The sequence below is a fragment of the Arthrobacter sp. P4_F11 genome (genome assembly GCF_056401395.1).
This window is the reverse complement of the sequence record NZ_JBFUJK010000002.1, coordinates 307,441-328,503: the sequence shown is the minus strand read 5'-3', so window position 1 is coordinate 328,503 and position 21,063 is coordinate 307,441. Positions and strand designations below refer to the sequence as shown.

Here is a 21,063-nt window from a genome sequence, read left to right as displayed (position 1 = left end):
AGCTCGATCGGTGCGAATTTGGGCCGCTGCGTCACGCAATGAAGCGGTTCTAGGGATTGGCTCGGGCCGGGCATGCGCGCCGGCTGGTGGGACGGCACGACGTTCTTCCCTCTGTTAGGCGTGGGCGGGGGCAGCGATGGTGTTCACTGCGTGTGCTGGCCGCTGGCCGGCGAGGGCCTGCCGGATGGCCTGCAGCGCGCCGCTTCCGGCGGCAAGAAAGGCCTCTTCGCTTTGGCCGGCGACATGCGGGGTCACGATCAGGTTCGGCACCCCTGCGATCTGGATCTTGGAGTGTGCGATGGGGTCCTTCATGTCCACGGACTCCCCTTCAAGGACATCGAGCCCGGCCCCGCCCAGATGGCCGTCCTGCAACGCCCGGGCCAGGGCTTGTTCATCAATGAGGCCGCCGCGGGAGGTGTTGATCAACACCGATCCTGGCTTCATTCGTGCCAGGGCCTCGGCATCAATGATTTGGGCGGTCTGTTCGGTCAGCGGCATGTGCAGGCTGAGAACGTCAGAGCCGGCGAGAACCTCATCGATAGTCGCCGGAGAGGCACCTGCGGCCTGGATGGCGGATTCTTCTACGAAGGGATCGTGGACCAGGACATGCATGCCGAATCCCTGCCCAATTCCGGCGACCATGCGGGCGATGTTGCCGAATCCGAGCAGTCCGAGGGTGCGGCCGTGCAGTTCGAAGCCGTTCATCTGGGGTTTGGCGGACGCCCATTGCCCGGAAGTGGTTTGGGCGGCCCCGTAGGGGACCTTCCTTGCCAGGGAGAGCAGGAGGGCGAAGACGTGCTCGGCGACGGCGCGGCTGTTGCTGCCCGGAGTGGTGGTCACCCAGATACCTGCGTCGGTGGCCGCCTCGATATCGACGTTGTCCGTTCCTACTCCGTGGCGGGCGATGATGCGCAGCCGGGGGGAACTGTCGATCTTTTCCCGGTCGAAGAGTTCGGCGCGCAGCAGGACGGCGTCAATACCGTCGCGGACGTCTTGGTAGCGGACGGCGTCCGGGCCGTAGCCCAGATGGACCTGGCCCAGCGCGCTGAGTTCTGCCAGCACATCGGTGTGGATCTCGTCAGAGACGTAAAAGGTCGGCACGGTGTTCCTAGCGGTAGAGATGGGAGGCAGGGGTCAGGGTGTTCTTGCGTACCGTGCCGAGCAGCACGGCCAGGCCCAGGGCGCCGAAGGCGATGAGCATGTAGGCCGGGATCATGCTGTTGCCCGTGCTGTCGATCAGCCAGGTAGCCACGTACGGGGCGCCGGCACCGCCGAGCACGGCCCCGACACTGTGGCCAAAGGCGACGCCGGTGTGGCGGACCTCGACGGGGAAGAACTCCGGCATGGCCGCGTAGGTGCCGGCCTGGCAGAGGGCGTAGGGCACCATGCCGAGGAGCAGTCCGAAGATCGCCAGCGACACCGAGCCGGCATTCATGAGCATGAAGGAGGGGAACGTGAGCGCGATGTAGGCGATGTAGGAGGCCGTCAGCAGGCGTTTGCTGCCGATGCGGCTGCCGAGTTGGCCGGCGAGGGGGATAAGAAGCGCCGCGGCGGTGACGGCGATCAGGACTATGGTCGCTGCCTCGGCTTTGGAGAAGTGCAGGACGGTGCTGAAGTAGACGGCCACGTAGACGGTGCCGAGGTAGGTGCCGATGTTCTGCACAAGGGAGATGAAGAAGACCTTCGTCAGGCGCGAGCGGTGGTTCCGGAACAATTCAGCGACGGGGGTCCGGGTCGTCTGGCCCTTGCCCGCGCTCTGGGTAAATTCAGGACTGTCCTCGATCTTGAGCCGCATGATCAGGCAGAGGATGCCCAGCGGGATCGCGAGCAGGAACGGGATCCGCCATCCCCACGACTCCATCTCCGCCGCGGGCACGAACGTGGCCGCCAGGGCGGCCAGTCCCGCAGCGCCGGCCTTGCCGAGGACACCAACACTGGGAATGAAGGAGATATAGAGGTTGCGGCGCTCGACCGGGGCCCACTCGCGGATATAGGTGGCCGCGCCGCCGATCTCACCGCCTGCGGACATACCCTGCAGCATCCGCAGCAGGCCCAGCAGGATCGGTGCCCAGATACCGATCTGCGCGTACGTCGGCAGCAGCGCAGTGAACCCGGCAGCTGCGCTCATCAGGATGACCGAGCCGATGAGGCTGGCACGCCGGCCGTAGCGGTCCCCGATGCGTCCGAAGAAGATCGCGCCCAGCGGCCGGACCAGAAAGGCCGTGCCAAAGACTAGGAAGGTATTGAGCAGGCCCGCCACCGGATCGCCGCTGGGGAAGAACACCACGGCGAGCGTCGCGGCGACATAGCCGAAGACACTGAAGTCGTAGTACTCGATGAAGGTGCCGAACGCCGCGACAGCGGTGGCCTTCTTCGCTTTTTTCAGATGAACGGCGTCCGCTACCGGGGGAACGGACTGACTAACCTGGGGCATCTTTGCTCCTATAAAAAATGGGACAGTGTCCTAATATGTATTTCAAGTGTGATGTGCGCCATGGTGTGCTGTCAAGCGCCCATGGCGGGGACGAATGCGTCTGTCCCTCCACGCTGCCGCCTTCGCTGACGGTAGCGTGGTGAAAGCAGATCCGGCCCCGAGGGGGACCCGGAGTATCAAGAGAGTGGTGGAACCGTGGTCAGCGAGAGTGGCGTAGCAGGGAACGAGCGCATTGTTGAGGTCCTGCACGCCTTGGTGACCCGCCCAGATGCGACCGGCGTACGTGAACTCGCACTGGCCTTGGGCGCGAGCCGCAGCACCGTTAACCGTGTCCTGCTCGGCCTGGAAGAACACGGGCTGGCGGCCGTCAGCGGCAACGGAAACTATCAGGTCGGACCGCGGCTGCGTGTCCTAGGTGCCGCACTGCACGCACGCCACCCGCTGCTGCGCAGCGCTGAAGCGATCATTGAACGCCTGGGCGAACAATCCGATGCGACTGTCCTTATCGCTGTTCACGACGCACCACGACCCAGCGCCGTTGTTGTCGCTTGCCGGCGGCGGCCCGGACCCATCAAGTATCTGCTCGAGCCCGGGACGGTCTTGCCCCTCCACGCCGGCGCAACCGGCCGCTCGATCCTGGGCCGACTGGGAATCGGCGCCCTGGGTGAACGGCAGCTGGAGGCGCACACTCCCGATACCGTCACCGAGCGCGCCGAACTGGAACGACTCCTCACCGAGGACCGCCGCGCCGGATACACGATCAGCGTCGGGCAGCAATTTCCCCTGGCCGCGGGTGCTGCAGCGTCATTTCAATGTCACGGACTGACCGGATCCGTCTCGATCACCCGTCCACGCTTTCTCACCGGCGACGAGGACCTTGCCCGCTTCGGCCCGATGGCGCGGCAAGCGGCCCGCGACATCGAAGCCACATGTGCCGGAAATCAAGCATCGGGGAATCTGACACCCATCACGTACCCTCCCGGTTCCACTGCCGTGGAACGCCTTGCCCGTCTGGTCACCGCGCTGGTTGCCGAACCCGACGGGCTGCCCACCGGCTACGAGCTCGCGCGCGGAATTGGAGCCAACATAGCCACCGCCAACCGCCTGGTCTCCACCGCCCTGACCACAGGACTGGCTCTGCAGCACCACGACACACTGCACCCCGGCCCCCGCCTGTTTCACTGGGCAGCCCATCTGGGTCCTTCGGTGGACACAGCTGTTGTCGCACATCCCATTCTCCGCGGACTTGCCAAGGAATCCGGTGAAACCATCGGACTCATCCAATTCCATGCCGACACCAGACAGGCCGTGATGACGACAGTGGTGGACGGCGTCCGGCCTCTGCACTACGGTCTTGCTTCAGGTGTGGCTATTCCCCTCTACGCCGGCGCAGGCGGGAAAGCCATTCTCGCCCACTGTCCCCCCGGTGATCTTGACGCGCTCACGCTCGAACCCCTCACCGAACGCACCCAAACAGACCGGCGAGCCCTCGAAAACGATCTCCAAACCATACGGGAGCGCGGATGGGCGACCGGCGAGGGTGAGCGCATTCCCGACGCCTTCGGCGTCAGTGCCCCCTACTTCGTCGACGGCACCATCGCTGGATCCATCACCGCCACCGTCACCAGACTCCGCCTGCCCGAACTCGACGTAGAGGCCCTCGCTCACATGGTCCAGCGTTCAGCCCAGCAGCTCACACGCACCCTTTCAGTCCCCTAAAACAGCGCCGGTCAGACGTCACGCCGGACTCCTCTGCTCGATGGCCGGCAGCCGACGCAGAACATCCTCGCCAGATGTTCGAGGTGTGCCGGGACCACGAAGTCCGGGTGACGCCACAGGAGCTCTCAGGCGACTTGCACTTCCGCACGACGACACAACAAATCTTCGGGAACCTCGTCAGGAGTGAAGCTCTGAAATGGCACTCGAAGTCCTCAGTCATGCATGCCACCGCCGGGCTGGCCGTACCGTCTTGAAAAGGATCGTCTGCGGAACGGCCGGCGGCACCGCGGGGCGTTCCTCATCGGCGGGTTGGTTTCGCCGCGTTGCCCCTCAGGCCGTCTCCATCATCAGCGGAGGATGGAGACGGTCTCTGGAGTGCTAATCGTCATTCTGAGGGAGAAATGACGCTGTGGCGTGCCCCTGCCTGGGCTGCTGTGCCACGACGCAACAGTAGGGCGCTGACCTGCAGGTTTCCTTGGCCTTTCCGGGCGCCCGTCTCAGGGTTAGCTGATCGGCTCAGGTCCTGAGTGCCCGTTCCGCCCGGTCCTGATGGCCCTTGAAGCCAGCCGCGAAAAGCAGCAGCATGGAGCGCCGCGCCAGGGACAGCGGTTCTTCACCCGCGCCGGGCCCCCAATACCGTCCGCCTCGGCAATCATATCTGCCAGGATTCCCCGGTTCTGCGCGAACACCGCGCGCAGGGCAGCAACAAGGGGGGCGACGGTACGCCCCGGATCTCAGGGCATTCGATGAGGGCATTCGGGCCGTTATCCTGCCAGAGTCTCCGGTGGCAGCGGCGGGGAGCCCGCTTGAAGCTGGTGTTCGGGTGGGCGCTTCAGGATCGGGGTTGCTGTTGTGTCGCTGTCTGGCTTATTCACCGCTGGCTCCAACGCGGCGCGGATCGTCCGGGCAGCTTCCCGGTACCCGTCGCCCAGACCCGCAGCCCGGATCGTGTGGTTGGAGCCGTTGCCGTCAAACTGCTCTTCGATCCGCTCGCCCCGCTCAGCGAAGTCGGATGCCACGGATTCCACCTTCTCGAGCCGGGCCAGTTGTTCCCGCACCATTGAAAGGAGGTAGCGCCGGTCCCGGACGTTCTGGTCGACGACCCCGTCCGCGTATTCGCTCTCGTCCGCGGCGAGCCGCGCTTGGATGGCGGCAAGTTCATCCGGGTCGCTCATTAGGCCCTCCTCTTTGAAGATCTTGCCAACAGGGTAATCCGAACGGAGAGGAATGGGACCGGTGCTTCAGGTTTTCCGTTCGGGCCCGAAGGTGGTCCCGGCGAGTGCCGCGGCCAGGGCGGCTGTGGCGCGCTGGCGAATGTCATAGCCCGAGATCTATCTTCCCGCCGGGCGGTCGCGCTGTGCTTCGGGCCCGGGCAGGGGGTTGTTGGCCGGAAGGCCCCGGATATGGGACCGGCAATGTGTGGAGATTCGGTGACGCGGGCGGTTACCGGGCGTTGAAGACGTCCGGGCCGAAGCTGTTCAGGCCGGCTGCCCCGGCGTATCCGAGCCGGGGTACTGAAAAGATGTCTTCGATGCTGGCAAGCAGGCTGTAGTGGTTGTACATCGTGTCCGACGTCGTTCCCCCCTTGGTGAACGGCGAGATCACCAGCGCCCCGACGCGCCCGCCCGCCGTGCCTCCGGCGACTCCCGACGGGCCGGAGGCCTTGGCTTCGGTTTCGTCGAAGGTGATCACCAGCATCCCGTCCTGTTTGTAGGCGGGGGAGTCCAGGATGGCGGGGACCTGCTGCTGCAGCCAGCCGTCGGCGCTTTCGAGACCGCCCGGGCTGCCGTCGACGCAGGGGCTGTCGTGCCCGTCGTTGCACAGGTTGGGTGTGATGTAGGAAAGGTTTGGTGTCGTGTCCGTGGACTTCAGGTCATCAGCGAAGTGGGTGTAGTCCACCACGTTGTTCTGGCAGTCCGGGGACGAGGTGATTTCCTCAAAATACACGAACGGGTTGTGGCGCGTTGCGTACTGGTCGCCCGCCGTCGCCTTATGGTGATCGTCCTTGGAGCCGGGTTCGGGATGTTGGCAGGGCGTGCCCATGTCCTCCATGTAGCCTTTCCAGGTCTTGCCGGCGGAACTGAGCTGGCCTGCAAGGGTGGGAACCGAGGCCGGGTACACACAGCCGGTACCCTGCACCTGGCCCGGCTCGGATGTCCCGGTTTGTTGGAACTCGGCATATACAGGGCAATCGGCGCGCGTCATGGCGTTCGAGCCCTGCCCGGAAATCTGGGCCAGGTAGTCGGGGAGGGAGTTGTGGTCTATCCCGTAGTACTGGGAGAGCAGCACGCCCTGTGCGCGCAGGGTCTTCGACAAGTAGGTGGCCGCCGACTCGGCGCCCCAGGCATCCTGGTAGTCGTGGTTTTCCAGGTTGATCACGAAAACGTGGCCGGGCTTCCCCGAGGCCTGTGTGGGTTGTGAGGAGGGGGTTGTCGTAGGAGTGCCGGGGGTGGCCGTTGTGTTGCCCGTTCCCGGCGGTGGTCCGCCCTCTGGCGGCGTGGGCTCACAGGCCGTGGCCGCCACGGCGAGGAGCGCAGCAAGAATCAGCGCCGCGGGTCGTGCCGCGCGGCCCAGCCCCAGAAATTTGAAGGTATTCCGGCTCATCGGTTCCGGCTTTCTCTCTGGCCCGGCTCCCGATGGGCCAGGTGCCAAGTGGCGTCTACCGTTCCACACCAGAATCAACATTGTGTCTGTAGCCCCTGAGTAGTCCCGGTGAAGCCCTTCGGGCGCCGGCCCCCGAGGTTCTCGGCCGCCGCCGAAGGGGGCTTCCTTTTCGGTGCTGGAGGTTTCGCTGCAGCTGGAGGACCGGACACGGGCTGGATTGACCCTCCACGCCGCCGGGCCCCTTCTGCGTTGGCACTGGCGGCATTGTGCAGGCCGGAGAGTTCTCCGTCGGGCGGCAAGGATGGCATCGGCCCAGCGCGTGCGCAGGGCGCGGCGGCGGTAATTGCAAAGCTGAATTATTTGTTTAGTGTGGTGCCGGGATGTGGCCCGCCTTGCGAACGTGGGCCTCCGACACACGCCTCTTGCCGACTTCGTGACGGACCGGCTCCGCGTCCAAGCGCGGAGCCGGTCTGGGCGGGAGCCTTCGCTGGATGTGGCACCAGCGACGAAGAAACCCCCGCGCGGGCCCGGGGGAGGTTCCGGCGCGAGGGCGCTCATTGGTATCCGTCGTCTCTGGTTCCCGTGCTTGGGGTCAGTGCCGGTCCGGCGGCCCGGGGTAGGGCGGGCTGATGTGGCGGGTTAGACGTCTGGAGATTTTTCCGTGGCCGGAGGGTGTTCTCCGGCCAGGTGGTGTGCTTCCTTGAGATGGCGAGCGAGCTTTTCCTCAGCGGCAGCGCGCCGTTGCCCGATAGTGCGCATCTGGTGTGTGGTCAGGTCCTCGCGGCGCGTCCGCGGGGCGGCACGTTGTGCCGGCCCGGGTTCGGTGTATTCGCTCATGACCGCATCGTCGCACACGATCTTTCTGGGCAAAAGGCACAATTTTGCAACGTCCCGGAAGCGACGGCATTCCCCGACAGGTCGGGGAATCGGCCAGGCTCTACGCAGCCGGAGCCGCTGCCGGGCCGTTTCCTTCCGCGGGTTTCCGGCCGATCGGGGTGATTCCGTCGTCGACGTTCCCTTGGATGTCCTGGGGGAGCGAGCACCACTTTCAGGGTCAATGCTTGGCCTTGGGCAATTTTTTCTGCCTCACGGGGCCGTGGCGGTCTCAAATGAGTGCTTTGCTCTTGATCCTTTCGTACTCGTCGGCGCTGATGGTTCCGGAGTCCAAAAGTGCCTTGGCTTTCGAGATCTCGTCGGTTGGACTGGGCGCGGTGACGCTGCGGATGTACGCGTCCGAGGCTTCCCTGTGGGACCTTGCCCGTTCCATCGACCGCTCGGCCATGCCTTTGCCGCGGGCGATCACGTACACCAGAACGCCCAGAATGGGCACGAAGACCAGGAAGAGGACCCAGACTACTTTCCACCATCCGCTCAGCGTGTGATCGCGGAACAGGTCACCGAAAACGGCGAACAACGCCCAGAGGAAGGCGATGAACGCGTAGAAGAAGAAAAACCACCAGAAAATCTCCCAAAAGTTTTCCCAGAAACTCATGTCCTCTTCCCTTCTTTCGGTAGGAACGGTGGTGTTAGGGACTGCAGCCGGGAGAGATCTGAGGCTGGCTGCGGATCTTCCGAAAGGGGCATGGGCGTCAGCATTTAGTTGCTGTCTGGAGGTCACTGACCGCGGCCTGGACGTTGGCTGCGTCGTCGCGCAGGGACGCGGCCGCCTGCGTCAGGGTGGCGTCATCCGGGACGGCTCTGACGGCTTGGTCGAACTTGTTGTCGGCCTTCTTGACGGCGTCCATCTCGTCTTTGGCTACGTCCTGGCTGGCTTTGACCAGGTCGTCGTAGGTCTTCGCGACCTGTTCCCGGGCCGATTTGATCTGTTCTATCGTGGCACCAGGTTTAAGTGTCTGTTTGAAATTTGTCAGGGATCCGGCGAAGGCACTGGCAGCCGCGCAGGCCTGCGAAACGTTTTTTTCCGCTCTGGCGCTGCTGACACTGGTGCCGGGGCTGGACGTGCCGCAGCCGGTGAGCAGTGCGATGGCTGCGCCGGCTGCGATAGATCCTGCAAGGATCGGGTGTGCTCTGGACACTGGAGGCTCCTCTCCGAAAGGGGTGCGGCAGGCGCTCCTGCCACTGGCAGGTACACCTATTCTCTGTCCGTACCGGGGTGCGGACCTCATCCCGGGAAGGTGATCCCGATGAGTATGCAGGGTCTGCTCAGAGCGGGGTGGCCGGGAATTTCTTCCAGTCGCGGTGGAATTGTGCCTCGGCTTCGAGTGCAACGGTTTGTTCCAACGCGTGCAGCCGTCCGTAGCTGAATCCGTTCTCGCCCAGGGTGAAGGCCTCGGCGCCGAGCCTGCGCAGAAGCTGGCGGGTGACGACGCTGTCCTGGTGGTCACCGAGAATTTTCTGGACGCCGTGGGCGGCGTCGGCGAGGCGGGCGGCCTGCTTGGGGTTGACGGGGGCGGCTGCTTCGGCTGCGTACCGCAGGCGTTTTCCGTCTTTCCGTGCCTCGTGCAGGGCCGGATGGTCACCGGTGCCGGCAGGATGCCGCTTGGTTTCCTTGACCGCGGTGCGCAGTCGTTTGACGTCGCGTTGGACCATGCCGGGGATGACCTTGTGCGCCGGTTCGGAGGCCAGCGCGGAGAGGTGCGGTGCGGTGATGAGGGCATCGAGGGAATCGAGCAGCCGGAAGTAGCGCTTTCCGTCCAATGCTTTCAGTGCCTTCTCATGGGCTTTTTGGTAGGCCCCGCCGAGTTCAAGATCAACCCGGCGGGTGACCGGTCCCATGACCAGCTCGCTGGGTTCCTGGCCAACCATCTCCTTCAGGCGTGCGTGCATGACCTCGGCGTCGCGGGCCTCACCGAGCAGGCCGGCGAGCCACTTTAGTTCGTTGCGCAGGGTTTTCACCGTCTCGGCGTCGTCCAGCAGTTTCCGGTAGGTGGCCAGCACTGAACGCATGCGTCTGGTGGCTACCCTCATTTTGTGGACCGCATCGTGGGCGTCCTGGCGCACCATCGGGTCCTGTTGCTTGAGCTCTTTCACCTGGTCCCTGAGGTAGGCGAGCATGACATCGCCGGCGGGTCCTTTCCGCTTCGGCACCGGCAGCGGCCCGGGTGCCGGGTCCCGGTTCAGGGCGCGGGCGAGTTTTGAATCATGGGTGGACGGACTGGCTCCGGCGCTGGCGAGCCGGTCCTGTCCGGCCTCGAGCAGGGTCCGGGGGGCCGCGGTGATTTCTATTTCCCATTCCCTCCAGTGCCGTGTGCCATGGGTGGGGGCCAGTACCTCAGCCTGGACCCGGTCATCGCTGATGTCTGCGAGAACGGCGTCCTTTTTGTTCCTGAGCCGGTATACGGTGCGCGTAGTCATCAGCCGTGCCACCGGGACCAGGGCGTCCCCCCTGGTGTGCGCGCGGACCAGCCGGAGGAGGGTTTCGGGGACGCCGTCGGCCTGCTCTCCAAGGAGTTCGCGGAATTCCGTCCGGTCGTCCGGTCCCTTGGGCAGTTTCAGGTGCCATCCGCCGTCTTCACCGCCGCTCCCGCGGTGCAGGGTGATCGCTGCGGAGGCCAGGCGCAGGTCTTTGGTGTCGAAGTACTCGGCCTCCAGCCGGTGTTCCACGGGCTGGTCTATCCGGGCAACACCGGGCAAATCCTGCAGCGAAGGAAGGAGGGTCTCTTCCTCGACATCAAATTTCCGTTCGATCTCAACGACACGTCTCGCGGCCATACCGGAAGTGTACGTCCGGCGCCCCTGGTAAGGCAGTACCAAAGCCGGTGGTCGCCTGGCCGTTGCCGTACAGGACGGCACGTACCGTGACGCTACCCGGGGAGCCGGTATTCCTGGACCGTGAGGTGCCAGACGGCTCCGGTTGTGCTGACTATCAGCGCGTATGTCCCCGGAGCCAGGCTGATGCCGATCGCCCCGGCGCCGGCCTTGGCCAGGGACAACACGGTGAGGGCCGGTCCATTCACGGGYTGGAGATAGGCAATGGCGGCCCCGGTGAAGGTGTACTCGATGTGRAGCCTGCCGGTGAKGGTTACGAGTGGGCCCGGGGGTTTCGTGCCGGAGGCCTCCGCGACGGTGRCCCATTCTTTCACCGGGGGCGGCGGGGCCGGATGCAGCACTGCGTTTATCGCGGCAACTGTGGCGGTGACAGTCCCGGTGACGGGGGCGGCGCTGACGCAGACCACCGCACCGGCGAGGGTGACGACCAGGRCAGTCGAGGCCAGGCGCAGGCCGCGTCGCAGGGAGTTGGTCCCGGCCAACGGCATGGATGCCCCGTCGGCGGCGTACTCATTGGTGATCCGGAATAGGTCAATGAGCCACCAGATGCCGGCGCCGCCCAGCGTCAGCAGCTTCAGGGTGCCGGTACCCGGCTTGTGGAGGTAGAACCTGTCCGCGCCGCTGAAGCCCAGGAACAATGCCAGCAGCCACGCCGTGCGCAGGGAACGCATCGGCGGCAGTTCACCGTCGAAGACAAGCCCGTACTGCTCGGTCCTGGGCACATTCCCGATTCTGGAACAGCCACGTCCGGATGTCCACAGGCATCCGGTGTGCGCTTGCGACATGCACCGGTCCGCGGAACGAGGAAGGGGAACCGGGGTTAGAAGCACGCCACCATTGGCCGCCGGAAGGGAGGACCCGGCTGCGGGACCCGGGCGTGGAGATCCCGGCTTCCGGGTGTGGGCGCTTTTGTCCGGGTGTTGATTGGTCTACCGTGGGGATCCTCAGGTCAGCGGGCAGGAACGCGCGGAGACTGGGACACCGGGTGGGGCGGTGGGTTTCGGCTTCGCGGCTGCGGAGCCGGACTCAAACCTCCAGTACCAACGCCTTCTGGGTCTCAAAGGCGAAGGAACGGAGCAGCAATGATGGCAGATCCGGAAGTCCCCCCGCAGCACCCGTGGGCCGGCCGGGGCGTGTACTTGCTGGATGACCACGAGGTCGTCAGGCGGGGCCTGCGCCACGTATTGGAATCCGAAGGTTTCAGTATCGTCGGGGAATCAGCGTCCGCGCGCGAAGCTATCCGGAGGATCCCCGATCTTTGCCCGGAGCTGGCCGTCATTGACGATGATCTCCCCGACGGGTCCGGTGCGGAGGTATGCCGGGCCGTCGCCGCGGCCGGTCTTGCTACCCGGTGTGTTCTCCTGACCGGGGACGCCGACGAAAAGGTGCTGATCGACTCCATCCTGGCCGGCGCGTGGGGGTGCCTGTCCAAACAGGATGACAGCAGCGAACAGCTACGGCTCATCCGCCGCGCACTGGCCGGGCACACCGCTTACAGCGCCCGGTTCCAGCCGGCGCTCCTCGGCGAGGTTCCCCGCCCCAGACTCAGTACCCCGGATGAGCGGCTCCTTAACCTCACGAGACAGGAAATGAATGTCGCCGTCCGTCTGGGCCGAGGGCTGACCAACCGTCAGATCAGCCAGGAGATGGGGCTCTCAGAAAAGACGATAAAGAACATGGTCTCGGCCCTGCTGACGAAACTCGGCATGGGGCGCAGGACACAGGTCGCCGTGTTGATCGTTGGGGCGCTGGATCACGTCGAGGACTCCGGCTATGGCAGCTACCGGCTCAGCCTGTTCCCGGACCGGGTCGCGGAGGTCACGGCGGCGCTGCTGAACTGCACCAGCGAGACCCGCACCGTCCCGCCCACGGACGCCGAACGGGCAGAGGACGCCCGCCGGCTTGCCGAGGCACTTGCCGCAACCTGGACCGGCCCGATGGGCCGCCGCCCACGGCTCAGCCGGGCGTAGCCGCTATGGCCCTGGCAACACGGGGTGCCGCATCCCGGAAGACCCAGCCGGGCGTCAGGTCTTGGCGCCGGTCGTCGACCCGGGCGCACAGGATCTTTTACGGCAGCTGTTTACGGGAGCCTGAGAGCATGCGGCGATGTGGAGACTGGCCGAGGAGCTCGGCGCGCTTCCTGACCGCGTTGACGATGTCGTTGAGTTCGTAGCGCTGAAGGGAGAACGGATGAGCCGGCCAGCGGGCCTTTGGTCTCGGCCCAGACCGGCAGCCGTGTCATGCCGTCGTGACGAGGCAATCCCCGACCAGTTGTCCCGGAGTAAGTTCCCCTCTTTGACACGGTGGATGGAACGGGATGCTCACGGCGGTGGGTTCGTGGGGCAGCGTCCTGGATGTGCCATTTTCCGCAGCCAAACACACTAAAAGGGCTGGAGCCCCGCACCGATGAGAAGAATCGACCTGCGGGAGAACCAGGGAGATCCGCATCGCCGGGCGCGGTTGGTGCCTGGACCTGTTCTTTCGGTGGCCTGTTGCCGGGTCGATTGACTCTGGCAGTGCTAAGGGCCCGGGCCTAACATCCGGCTATTATTCCGTTCGAACAAAGGACAGTCTCATGTTCGAAGACCTGTAAAGGTCCATGCGCGTGCGGTGTGGTGGTCGCAGACGAATTCACTGGGGAGTGTGTCAGGAACACGGCGCCGGCGCGGCATGCTCCCGGAAATCGTCCCCGGCACGAACCAGGCACTCATCGACTTCGTCGGCGCCGTGCGCGGGCCGCCGTAATTATTGGCGGAAACCCGCGGGCCACGGGACGTTGGCGGCGCAGAAGCCCCCGAAGCATCTGCTGGGAGGGCCGCCCCCGATTCTGACGGCCCGGGGGACTGTCTTCCAGGACCGGCAGCGGCCACACCATAGCTATTGCCACGAGAACACTTTGGGGTCGAAAGGACAAGGGCCATGGCGGACGTCATTGGTTTCCTGAAGGCACGGATCGCCGAGGACGAATCCGCCGCCCGCGCAACGGCCCCGGACACGCCGGGAACCGACGACACGGCAGGGTCCCCGGGATGGCCCCTGTCGGCCGGGCGCGTCCTGTCGGAGTGCGCGGCAAAACGGAAGATTCTGGACAACGTCCCGCTCGTGACTGACATTTCATCACAAACAGGCGGAACCAGCGGGTATGTGCTCATGTGCCTCGCATCGGTCTACAGCCATCATCCGGACTACCAGGAGGGCTGGCGGGTGGACGGGCTGGACGAAGCGCCCCAGACGGATACACAACGGATGAGCACACGCAGCGCACAGCTCTGATGCCGGTCCACTTCGGCAGGAACAGCGCGAAACGCACCATTGTTATTAACAACGGGATTGAAAATGAGAACCATCTGCACAGCACTGATAGTTCCGGTCAGGACCAGCGAACCTGTCCGGGTCCAGAACATTGTCGTTGGCCGGAGGGCCCTGGAGGATCTGGTCGGCGGGGAGATTGAAACCGTAACCCGGGGCGACTGGGATGTCTGCCTCAATGCCGACGGGGTGATCGCCAGCCTTCCGCCGAACCTGCGCGCCGCGGAGCTGATGCGCGACTGCGGCCTGGACCTTGCCGATGCGGCCCGGGGTACTGTCGTCTTCCTCGGACGCGGCAGCCACGGCGAGCCAGCCGACGCGCCCGGCCACCTGGTCAAACGGGCCGAAGACCTCTACGGCGGACTCGCCGCGTAGCGGTCCGGCAAATGTTCCTCGCCCGCCTGGCGCCAAGAAGGGCTACGTTTTCGGTCACCGCGGCGGGGCGGCCCCGGGTCCTCCCCGCCCGTCACCCGGAACCGCGTCGTCCAGGAGCCTGACCTTCACGGCATCCGGATCACCCGGGACGCTGGTATGGATCCACACCCCGAGGGCCTGCTCACGCTCCCACGCGCAGTCCTTGTGGCCCGCCCAGTCATTGCTTTCCCCGGTAGGCCGCGAGCTTGGGCGGCGCAGCGGGCTTCGTCCTAGGATTTCCTGCGGTCGCCGGACCACTCTGGCATCTGGGCCAGCAGCTGACTATTGATTGGGCGTTTAGGCTGAAAAATGCAAGGCGATGGGAAGCCTCAGAAGCACCGGACCGTTGCCCGACTCTCCGGATCCGACATCCCCTGTGCCGGGGCCGGGGTCTCCCGACCCGACTTTCCCTGGCGCTTCACCTCGCCTTCCCGACCTCACAGCGTAGGCCTACGTCATCGTCGGCGAGACTATTGCGTGCTTCGCGCGCGTGTCGTCGTCACCTAACTAAGTCGACTTGGGAGCCGCCTGGCTCGGCGGCCACGAGCGAACGAAGGGCGGACTGGGCGGGCCATTCTCATCGAGGTCCGGGTCTGCTGAATGATCGTGCAATTCCCCGGATGATGCACGCCGTCAGCCAAGTGATGCCGGCAAGAACCAGAAGAATCCCCGCCGCGGTCAACTGCCCAATAAACATCAGCAATGCCACAACCAGCGAAGGTGCCGATACAGGGTGGTACGTTTCAGCCCCGTCTTGGCGGTGATCTCCTTCATGGACAAGCCTTTGTCCCGCAGCAGAACCGCGTGTTCCAGCTTGTCCGCGTCGATCACGGAAGGCCGTCCCGTACGCCGCCCGTTGGCCGAGGCTACCGCCCTGGCATGCGAGGCGCGTTCGGCCGCATAAGTACGTTCCATTTCCGCGAAGAGTGCCAGCATGACCACCGCCAGCTGCGCCATGGGATTGTCAGGGTTGGATGTGTCGATAGGCAGGGGGTCAGCCAGCGTTCGAACGCCAACGCCGCGTTCCTTTAGTTCGTGGACCAGATTCAGTGTGTCGCGCACGGTCCGTCCCAGCCGGTCGAGGGTGTGGACCACAAGCACGTCACCGGCCCTGGCATGACGCAAAGCGTCCTGGAGTCCCACGCGGTCCGTGGTGGCCCCGGACTTCTTATCCGAGAAGACCGTCTCGATGCCAGCGGACGTTAAGGCGTCCAGCTGCCGGGTGAGGTCCTGCTTCACCGTTGACACGCGGGCGTAACCAATTTCCATGCCTAAACCGTACCGAAAGTTATCCCTGTGACGGGCGAATGAGTCGGGAGTTTTGGAACAACATCCGGGACGCTCGGATTGCGCGGTCTGCTGCGGATCCAGATCTGTGAGGGAGTGTCCCGTCAAGGGTGTCCCAGTTCCAAGGAACTGGGACACGCCATGCCGTTGCCTGTAACCACAAGCCTGCGCTGTACGTTAACGCTCAACGCCGGGATCGGCCTGGGGCTGGATAGGGGAGCGCTAATGGCAAAGACAGGAATTGAAACCTACAACGAAGACGGGCAGTGGAAGAGCCGCAGGGTTGGTAGGGATAAAGCATTCTCCGCAGGTGGCACAAAGGCCGAACAGCAGGCCGCGGGCAGAGACGCTGCCAAGCGGGATGCGGTAGAGCACACGATCAAGAAGCTCGACGGGACCATTGGCGAGAAGAACTCCTACGGCAACGACCCGAATCCTCCCAAGGACAAGTAGCCGCTGATTTTGAGGTGGCCCGCTCATGGGCGGGCCACCTCGTCTGCACAGGATTAGCATTGTTCCCCTGCCGTCCTGGAAGCCGACTGAGCCCGGGCGGCAGTGCCGCGATGAGGTTAGACCACACCCATCTGGTCATGCCGTTGGGAGCATTCGCTGCAGGTCTCGAGATCCGTGTGATCGACCGTGGGTACGAACCAGTAGCCACAGAGACTGAGAACCGATGATCCTTCAACCTGGGCGTCAACCAGCCCATGTTTCCGGGCGTAGTGGGCGCGGAGGCCAATGCGGAGGCCCCCCGGAACCGATTCCGCGGGAAGGTTTCCTGAGCGGGCGAGTTCCTCTGAATGTGCCCGGGCGATGGGGTCGATCAGAGCTGAAAATGCATAGGAGTCGTCTGTGTAAGTCGTCGAATGCCATACTTCCGCGTCGCTCTGCAGAGCCGCGCGAGCGATCTGAACGGCAAGGTCAACTGCTTGTATTTGCTTGCGGTTGAGGATCGAGGCAAGGAGGAAGACTTCCCCTAACTCAACGCCGTCGACGTCCACTGATTCGATACTCATTGATATTTGCCCGATAGCGGCTTTCGAGGAAGCGCGGGATGGCGCTGGAAATTCCAGCGTGGACGTCTCGCCGGGGCTCTGGACTGCCTCGGCTAGCAGTGCCAGGGCGCCGCAATGTATCTGAAGTTTCCAAGCATCCAAGGCCAGAATTTTGTCGTCGACCTTTCCAGCCAGGAGATCTTCTGCTGAGGGTAACCAGGGATGTGGACCCGAGCGGGTTACGTCACGCATAAAGGCAGCGTAAAAATCATCGGCGTCGCCTTGGCGGCGGATTCCGGCGGCGCACAGCCAAACGGCGCTCGGGCCAACGACTGAATGGTCTGTAGCGGCACCCCTCCAACGGGAGGTCTTCTGCTTCCACCAATGCGGTGCTGAAAGGCCGGAGATGCTTTCCCGCGACTCCGAACGCTGGTCGCGGCCAAAAGAGGCGTCGAAGTGCCTGACCAGCGGGTGATCGAGGGCGTTGAGGCGTGGCATGTTTCGGAGCTGGGCAGCTACTGAGGATTCCGGAACTTCGCCGGCGATACATTTGCTGAGAAGTGCACGGAGAGTCTTTGCGTGACGGTGATGGTTCGCATCATCCCAATCGGCAGTAAGGTCCTCCACCAAACACCTCAGGGTAACTCGTCTATCCAGCAGCATCCGCCCAGCTTAGCTGGAGATCGAAACGCCGGCCGCCGACCTACTCCATCGAGTCAAGCAGGTCGTCTTCAAGCTGCTGACGCTTGGCGATGGACTGCGCATCTGCCGCACGGAACGCCATCGTGCGGGTCAGGTATTCGCGGACATCGACCATCAATATCCTGCGGTCACGCTCACCCACAATGTGGAAGGGGAGCAGCCCGGCATCCAGAATCTTATAGAGGTGTGTACGGCTGATCCCCAGCATCGCTGCAGCCCGGGCGGGGGTCAACTGGTCATCGTCACGTGCGACAGTGACGCCAACACCGCTACGTAAGCCATCGCTCATCGCTCCCAGGACCTTGCCCAATTCCGAACCATCCGGAAGTGATGCCCGCAGTCTGCTCAGCGCATCAATTTCATTTTCGGGCACGACGGAAGCGGACAAAGTGGTAGTCATGTTGAGTTCGCCTTCATAAGAGAACGCACTGCGTTCCTGGTCCAGGAAAATAATTTCTAGGTGTCACAAGTGTCACAGCCGTCGTGTCGCACGTCAAGTCGACGAGAACTGAATTCTTTTTCATTGCGTTTCATTTTCATGAGCGGCGGAAAAATGCTGAGCAGGGAAATCTTCCCTGCTCAGATGAATCTGGGCACGGGTGCCCCACATAAATTCGGATGCGCCTATGCCGGAGCGGCCAGGCAGTTGAGCTCGTGAGCTCGTGAGCGCGTTGGGCACGCCCGACCGGGGGGCCCAGAACCTACAAGGCCTCCAGCGCGTCCATCTCGGCGGCGTCCAGTAGCGCTGCGGAGTCTGCGCCGGTGGCCCGGGCCAGATCGTCCAGGGATTTGAAATGGACCCGGGCGAGGGTGATGGCCACCAGCTCCAGGTAGGCGGTGCCGTTGCGTTGCTCCAGCTCGCCCAGATAGTCACGCATGCGCCTCTCCAGGGCGCCGGGTCCTTCGGATTCTTCCGCGGCGAGCCGCGTCAGCGTGAGGGCCGCCAGGTCCGGGTCGTCGTAGATGAGTCCCATGGACCACGCTACGCACCCCGCCGGCGTGGTCAACGGCCAGTTCTAGCGCCAGCGGTAGGATTCCAGTGCCCGGAGCAGGGGAGCGGGCTCGCTTTCCAGGTGGCCTCCGCCGCGGCGCTGGTCTCAGACCGCCCTAACCACGCTCATATGCGAAGTGCCACTAAAATGCGCACCCAACCCAAAAACCGGGCTGCATGACCTTTCGGCACGCCCTTTCCGCGCGCGCCCTTGAAGATGGAGAGCCGGAGCCAGGCTGAGGTCGTAGTCGAACTCGTCCAGAAGCCCGGCGCGGCCGATGACCTCCGGTGGGTGGCTCCGGGGGTCGGGCGGAACGGGTTCTCCATCTCAGTTACGCCAGCTACCCCAAAGCAGGAGGGCCGGGCTTCGTCGTGGCCGCGGGTCGACCGGTCAGGTCTCCTCGGTGAGGTCCACGACCTCGGAGCCGGCGTTCTTCTTCACGGACTCGACCCCGTTCATCGCGCTGGCCTTGGTCTTATAGCTTTCCGAAGACGCGATCGTTTCACCGTTGCCGGCCTTGAGCCGGAACCGGTAGCCGCCGGACTTGTCCTTGTAGACCTCAAACTTGCCTGCGATGAGCACTCCTTTGTATCGGGTGGATCATCGGGCCGGACGGCCGCTGGGCCTCACACTACCGGCGGCCCGGGCCGGGAAGTGTAACAGCGCGACTAAGGCGCCAGCAGCGCACAGACGTCCGTTACTTGGCCCGGCCCGGTGAGCCCACCATTCGGATACACCGGACCGAGCTGAGTCCACGTCACCTTGCCCACTGACAGGAAAATGCCCGGAATGCCGTAACTTGCCTGGACCACCAGCAGATTTCTTCCGGTGGCCGTAAAGACCAAGTCAACGGGGTCGAGCTGAAGTGCCGTCTTCCTGCTCCCGTTGATTGAGTAACTGACAGTCTTCGGTGTCGACGTCAGGGCCGTCAGAGTGACAGTGGAAGCGACCCCCGTTTCGGTCCAGAGCATGTAGGGCTTCGAATCGTGAAGGTGATGGAGCTGAAGTATGAACTTGTAAGAGCCCGAGAACGTGGCCTCGACCTTGAACCCAGGGCAGTCGAGTATTTCCGTTGACGTGCCCTCTGGAATCGGTGGCGCGGCGGCGGCCGGACCAGATCCTGCGAAAAGGGCGAGCAGGAGGGTGATGGGTATGAGGGCGCGTTTCATGGGGTGCTCCTTGGTGGCTTGCGAAAAAGTCCCCCCACGGCACGGGAAAATCCCTGACGGATGTCCGCGCATCATAGGCCCGCCCCACGTGGCCGACAAGCGTAGTACGTACTTGCTGGAGAGCAGCAGGTACGTGCCGGCAGACCAGTGATGAGCCCGGAGGGACCGGCCGCACACATCAGGCCCATGACGACACTTCGCCAGGAAGCCCAGAACCCGGCCACGGCGCCCGAGCGCCTTCACGAGCTGATCCACCTCGCGGGCAACCGCGGCAACGGAGACGAGGACGCCGGCTGGTGCCGCGAAGATTTGGCCGCCAACCCCGGCGCGGCATTGGACACTCTCCGGGAGCTCGCCGGCGACCAGGACGACACCATGGCCCGGTTCAACGCGGCCCGGAACCCGTCTCTGGACGACGCCACCTTGCAGATGCTTGCCGAGGACCGTCTCGATTTCATCGCCAACGCTGCCAAGGAACGCCTCGGGATGCCGCTGCGGCCCCGTCCCGGATTCCGCATCCCCGGCGTGCCCTCCTTCGACCCGAGAACCGGGCGGATGACCCCGGCAGCATCCAGACCATCGAGGGCCGCCAGGGTCTCTTTTGGTATTGGTTTGCTTGGTCGCTACCAATTCAAAGAGGCCCTGACCTCTTTCCCGCCGCACCATGCCGCACCGGAAACGGCCTAACCCGCGGGCCAGTCTCAGACCGCCTAACCACGCTCATATGCGGAAGGGCCGCTAAACGGCTCCGGTTTCGGGAGCCTCGGTGTTCCCAGCTGGAGCACCCGGCAGTCTCGTAACCCTTGGGATATGAGGCGTCTCATCGACTGAACGACCGCGACAACCGGTAGGACTAAATTTTCGTGGAAACGAACGTGTTCGTGAACGGCCGGCGAGTCTCGTAACTATGTATCGAAAGCTTCTGATTGAATCGGTGTATTCACCGTTAGTTACGAGACACGTCGGAGCATCCCATGACGAAACTGATCGGCTACGCACGTGTTTCGACGAGGCAACAGTCCACCGACCGGCAGCAGGTGGATCTTATGGCCGCCGGCGTCCGACGCGATGACCTCTACGTTGATCACGGTGTGTCCGGGGCGCGAGCATCACGACCCCAGTTCGATCGGGCACTCGACGCGCTGATCGATGGCGACACCCTCGTCATCACGACACTGGACCGGCTTGGACGATCCACACAGAACATGCTTGCCTTCGCCGACGAACTCCGCGGCAGAGGCGCGGGCCTGCGCGTACTGAACCTCGGCGGCGGCGGCGACGTCGATACTGCGACACCCATGGGTTCGATGTTGTTCACGATTATGGCCGCTCTCGCGCAGATGGAACACGAAATCAAGCGCGAACGCGTTACCGATTCCATCAGCAAACGGCGCGAAGCGGGAAAGGACCTGGGTGGCCGACCCCGTCGGCTTACTGACAGTCAGATTAGAAGCGCTGTCCGCCTGGTTGAAGGCGGCGACCCCGCTGCGCAGGTTGCCCGCGATCTCGGAATGTCCCGAGCAACATTCTATAGACGGTCGCGAGCACTCAAGGACTAGCCGCATCGCATCATCCTCCCTGAAGGGGAGACCAAGCGATCACGGAACGCCGCCAAGGAGCGATTAGATCCACCAGGCCAACTGCGAAAACCGCCAAACCGAGCTGTGAAAAAACCGCCATTCCCGGTTAACAGTCACACGACACGTTGC

The 21,063-nt window shown here is 64.0% G+C and carries 22 protein-coding genes; 7 read left to right on the top strand and 15 right to left on the bottom strand.

Annotated features, from left to right (window positions below; translation table 11 throughout):
- Positions 1-114 precede the first annotated feature (114 nt).
- Together AC1DRO_RS04515 and AC1DRO_RS04510 are read right to left on the bottom strand one after the other, a co-directional pair.
- A complete protein-coding gene (locus tag AC1DRO_RS04515; protein WP_476944505.1) occupies positions 115-1,101 on the bottom strand; it encodes a hydroxyacid dehydrogenase in 987 nt (328 codons plus the stop codon).
- Positions 1,102-1,108: 7 nt separating this feature from the next.
- Positions 1,109-2,434, bottom strand: a complete 1,326-nt coding sequence (locus AC1DRO_RS04510) for an MFS transporter (RefSeq protein ID WP_243181391.1) — start codon at positions 2,432-2,434, stop codon at positions 1,109-1,111.
- 195 nt (positions 2,435-2,629) lie between these two features.
- On the opposite strand from AC1DRO_RS04510, the gene AC1DRO_RS04505 reads away from it, so the two are divergent.
- Positions 2,630-4,153, top strand: coding sequence for an IclR family transcriptional regulator (locus AC1DRO_RS04505; protein ID WP_476949982.1), 1,524 nt, complete (start codon positions 2,630-2,632; stop codon positions 4,151-4,153).
- A gap of 764 nt (positions 4,154-4,917) precedes the next feature.
- On the opposite strand, the gene AC1DRO_RS04500 is transcribed toward AC1DRO_RS04505, so the two are convergent.
- The 7 genes from AC1DRO_RS04500 to AC1DRO_RS04470 form a co-directional block, all read right to left on the bottom strand.
- Entirely contained in the window at positions 4,918-5,328 is a 411-nt protein-coding gene (locus AC1DRO_RS04500; protein ID WP_476949981.1) for a hypothetical protein, read from the bottom strand.
- A 268-nt stretch (positions 5,329-5,596) separates the two neighbouring features.
- Complete coding sequence (locus AC1DRO_RS04495; protein ID WP_476949980.1) at positions 5,597-6,757, bottom strand: alkaline phosphatase family protein; 1,161 nt, start codon at positions 6,755-6,757, stop codon at positions 5,597-5,599.
- A 639-nt stretch (positions 6,758-7,396) separates the two neighbouring features.
- Positions 7,397-7,594: a hypothetical protein gene (locus AC1DRO_RS04490; protein WP_476949979.1), complete on the bottom strand. Its 198-nt coding sequence runs from the start codon at positions 7,592-7,594 to the stop codon at positions 7,397-7,399.
- Between the two features lie 268 nt (positions 7,595-7,862).
- Positions 7,863-8,249, bottom strand: coding sequence for an SHOCT domain-containing protein (locus AC1DRO_RS04485; protein ID WP_476949978.1), 387 nt, complete (start codon positions 8,247-8,249; stop codon positions 7,863-7,865).
- Positions 8,250-8,346: 97 nt separating this feature from the next.
- Complete coding sequence (locus tag AC1DRO_RS04480; protein WP_476949977.1) at positions 8,347-8,793, bottom strand: hypothetical protein; 447 nt, start codon at positions 8,791-8,793, stop codon at positions 8,347-8,349.
- Between the two features lie 127 nt (positions 8,794-8,920).
- On the bottom strand, positions 8,921-10,429 hold the full coding sequence (locus AC1DRO_RS04475) for a CYTH and CHAD domain-containing protein (RefSeq protein ID WP_476949976.1): 1,509 nt from the start codon (positions 10,427-10,429) through the stop codon (positions 8,921-8,923).
- Between the two features lie 92 nt (positions 10,430-10,521).
- Positions 10,522-11,208 carry a TM2 domain-containing protein gene (locus AC1DRO_RS04470; protein ID WP_476949975.1) on the bottom strand — a complete coding sequence of 229 codons (687 nt, stop codon included), beginning with the start codon at positions 11,206-11,208 and terminating at the stop codon, positions 10,522-10,524.
- Positions 11,209-11,568: 360 nt separating this feature from the next.
- Between AC1DRO_RS04470 and AC1DRO_RS04465 the strand changes: the two genes are divergently transcribed.
- From AC1DRO_RS04465 to AC1DRO_RS04455, 3 genes are all read left to right on the top strand, one after another.
- Positions 11,569-12,456, top strand: coding sequence for a response regulator (locus AC1DRO_RS04465; RefSeq protein ID WP_476949974.1), 888 nt, complete (start codon positions 11,569-11,571; stop codon positions 12,454-12,456).
- 949 nt (positions 12,457-13,405) lie between these two features.
- Complete coding sequence (locus AC1DRO_RS04460) at positions 13,406-13,759, top strand: DUF6221 family protein (protein WP_043434264.1); 354 nt, start codon at positions 13,406-13,408, stop codon at positions 13,757-13,759.
- A gap of 63 nt (positions 13,760-13,822) precedes the next feature.
- Entirely contained in the window at positions 13,823-14,170 is a 348-nt protein-coding gene (locus AC1DRO_RS04455; RefSeq protein ID WP_476949973.1) for a DUF3846 domain-containing protein, read from the top strand.
- A gap of 735 nt (positions 14,171-14,905) precedes the next feature.
- Here AC1DRO_RS04455 and AC1DRO_RS04450 read toward each other — a convergent pair.
- Entirely contained in the window at positions 14,906-15,478 is a 573-nt protein-coding gene (locus AC1DRO_RS04450; RefSeq protein ID WP_476949972.1) for a recombinase family protein, read from the bottom strand.
- Between the two features lie 243 nt (positions 15,479-15,721).
- On the opposite strand from AC1DRO_RS04450, the gene AC1DRO_RS04445 reads away from it, so the two are divergent.
- On the top strand, positions 15,722-15,949 hold the full coding sequence (locus AC1DRO_RS04445) for a DUF2188 domain-containing protein (RefSeq protein ID WP_409017299.1): 228 nt from the start codon (positions 15,722-15,724) through the stop codon (positions 15,947-15,949).
- 116 nt (positions 15,950-16,065) lie between these two features.
- Here AC1DRO_RS04445 and AC1DRO_RS04440 read toward each other — a convergent pair whose 3' ends face one another.
- From AC1DRO_RS04440 to AC1DRO_RS04420, 5 genes are all read right to left on the bottom strand, one after another.
- A complete protein-coding gene (locus AC1DRO_RS04440) occupies positions 16,066-17,118 on the bottom strand; it encodes a DUF3039 domain-containing protein (protein WP_476949971.1) in 1,053 nt (350 codons plus the stop codon).
- Positions 17,119-17,194: 76 nt separating this feature from the next.
- A complete protein-coding gene (locus AC1DRO_RS04435; RefSeq protein ID WP_476949970.1) occupies positions 17,195-17,593 on the bottom strand; it encodes a helix-turn-helix domain-containing protein in 399 nt (132 codons plus the stop codon).
- Between the two features lie 301 nt (positions 17,594-17,894).
- Entirely contained in the window at positions 17,895-18,167 is a 273-nt protein-coding gene (locus AC1DRO_RS04430; protein ID WP_476949969.1) for a hypothetical protein, read from the bottom strand.
- Positions 18,168-18,575: 408 nt separating this feature from the next.
- Complete coding sequence (locus AC1DRO_RS04425) at positions 18,576-18,767, bottom strand: YegP family protein (protein ID WP_476949968.1); 192 nt, start codon at positions 18,765-18,767, stop codon at positions 18,576-18,578.
- Positions 18,768-18,853: 86 nt separating this feature from the next.
- Positions 18,854-19,354: a hypothetical protein gene (locus AC1DRO_RS04420; RefSeq protein ID WP_476949967.1), complete on the bottom strand. Its 501-nt coding sequence runs from the start codon at positions 19,352-19,354 to the stop codon at positions 18,854-18,856.
- A gap of 186 nt (positions 19,355-19,540) precedes the next feature.
- Here AC1DRO_RS04420 and AC1DRO_RS04415 point away from each other — a divergent pair, with 186 nt between their 5' ends.
- Positions 19,541-20,041: a hypothetical protein gene (locus AC1DRO_RS04415; RefSeq protein ID WP_476949966.1), complete on the top strand. Its 501-nt coding sequence runs from the start codon at positions 19,541-19,543 to the stop codon at positions 20,039-20,041.
- A 287-nt stretch (positions 20,042-20,328) separates the two neighbouring features.
- A complete protein-coding gene (locus AC1DRO_RS04410; RefSeq protein ID WP_476949965.1) occupies positions 20,329-20,913 on the top strand; it encodes a recombinase family protein in 585 nt (194 codons plus the stop codon).
- Positions 20,914-21,063: the final 150 nt, after the last annotated feature.

Bases quoted from the DNA above. Each gene is read 5' to 3' on its own strand.
- AC1DRO_RS04460 (WP_043434264.1), top strand. From the start codon at position 13,406: ATGGCGGACGTCATTGGTTTCCTGAAGGCACGGATCGCCGAGGACGAA.
- AC1DRO_RS04445 (WP_409017299.1), top strand. From the start codon at position 15,722: ATGGCAAAGACAGGAATTGAAACCTACAACGAAGACGGGCAGTGGAAG.
- AC1DRO_RS04465 (WP_476949974.1), top strand. From the start codon at position 11,569: ATGATGGCAGATCCGGAAGTCCCCCCGCAGCACCCGTGGGCCGGCCGG.
- AC1DRO_RS04415 (WP_476949966.1), top strand. From the start codon at position 19,541: ATGACGACACTTCGCCAGGAAGCCCAGAACCCGGCCACGGCGCCCGAG.
- AC1DRO_RS04510 (WP_243181391.1), bottom strand. From the start codon at position 2,434: ATGCCCCAGGTTAGTCAGTCCGTTCCCCCGGTAGCGGACGCCGTTCAT.
- AC1DRO_RS04435 (WP_476949970.1), bottom strand. From the start codon at position 17,593: ATGACTACCACTTTGTCCGCTTCCGTCGTGCCCGAAAATGAAATTGAT.
- AC1DRO_RS04420 (WP_476949967.1), bottom strand. From the start codon at position 19,354: ATGAAACGCGCCCTCATACCCATCACCCTCCTGCTCGCCCTTTTCGCA.
- AC1DRO_RS04410 (WP_476949965.1), top strand. From the start codon at position 20,329: ATGACGAAACTGATCGGCTACGCACGTGTTTCGACGAGGCAACAGTCC.
- AC1DRO_RS04430 (WP_476949969.1), bottom strand. From the start codon at position 18,167: ATGGGACTCATCTACGACGACCCGGACCTGGCGGCCCTCACGCTGACG.
- AC1DRO_RS04490 (WP_476949979.1), bottom strand. From the start codon at position 7,594: ATGAGCGAATACACCGAACCCGGGCCGGCACAACGTGCCGCCCCGCGG.
- AC1DRO_RS04450 (WP_476949972.1), bottom strand. From the start codon at position 15,478: ATGGAAATTGGTTACGCCCGCGTGTCAACGGTGAAGCAGGACCTCACC.
- AC1DRO_RS04485 (WP_476949978.1), bottom strand. From the start codon at position 8,249: ATGAGTTTCTGGGAAAACTTTTGGGAGATTTTCTGGTGGTTTTTCTTC.
- AC1DRO_RS04455 (WP_476949973.1), top strand. From the start codon at position 13,823: ATGAGAACCATCTGCACAGCACTGATAGTTCCGGTCAGGACCAGCGAA.
- AC1DRO_RS04495 (WP_476949980.1), bottom strand. From the start codon at position 6,757: ATGAGCCGGAATACCTTCAAATTTCTGGGGCTGGGCCGCGCGGCACGA.
- AC1DRO_RS04500 (WP_476949981.1), bottom strand. From the start codon at position 5,328: ATGAGCGACCCGGATGAACTTGCCGCCATCCAAGCGCGGCTCGCCGCG.
- AC1DRO_RS04475 (WP_476949976.1), bottom strand. From the start codon at position 10,429: ATGGCCGCGAGACGTGTCGTTGAGATCGAACGGAAATTTGATGTCGAG.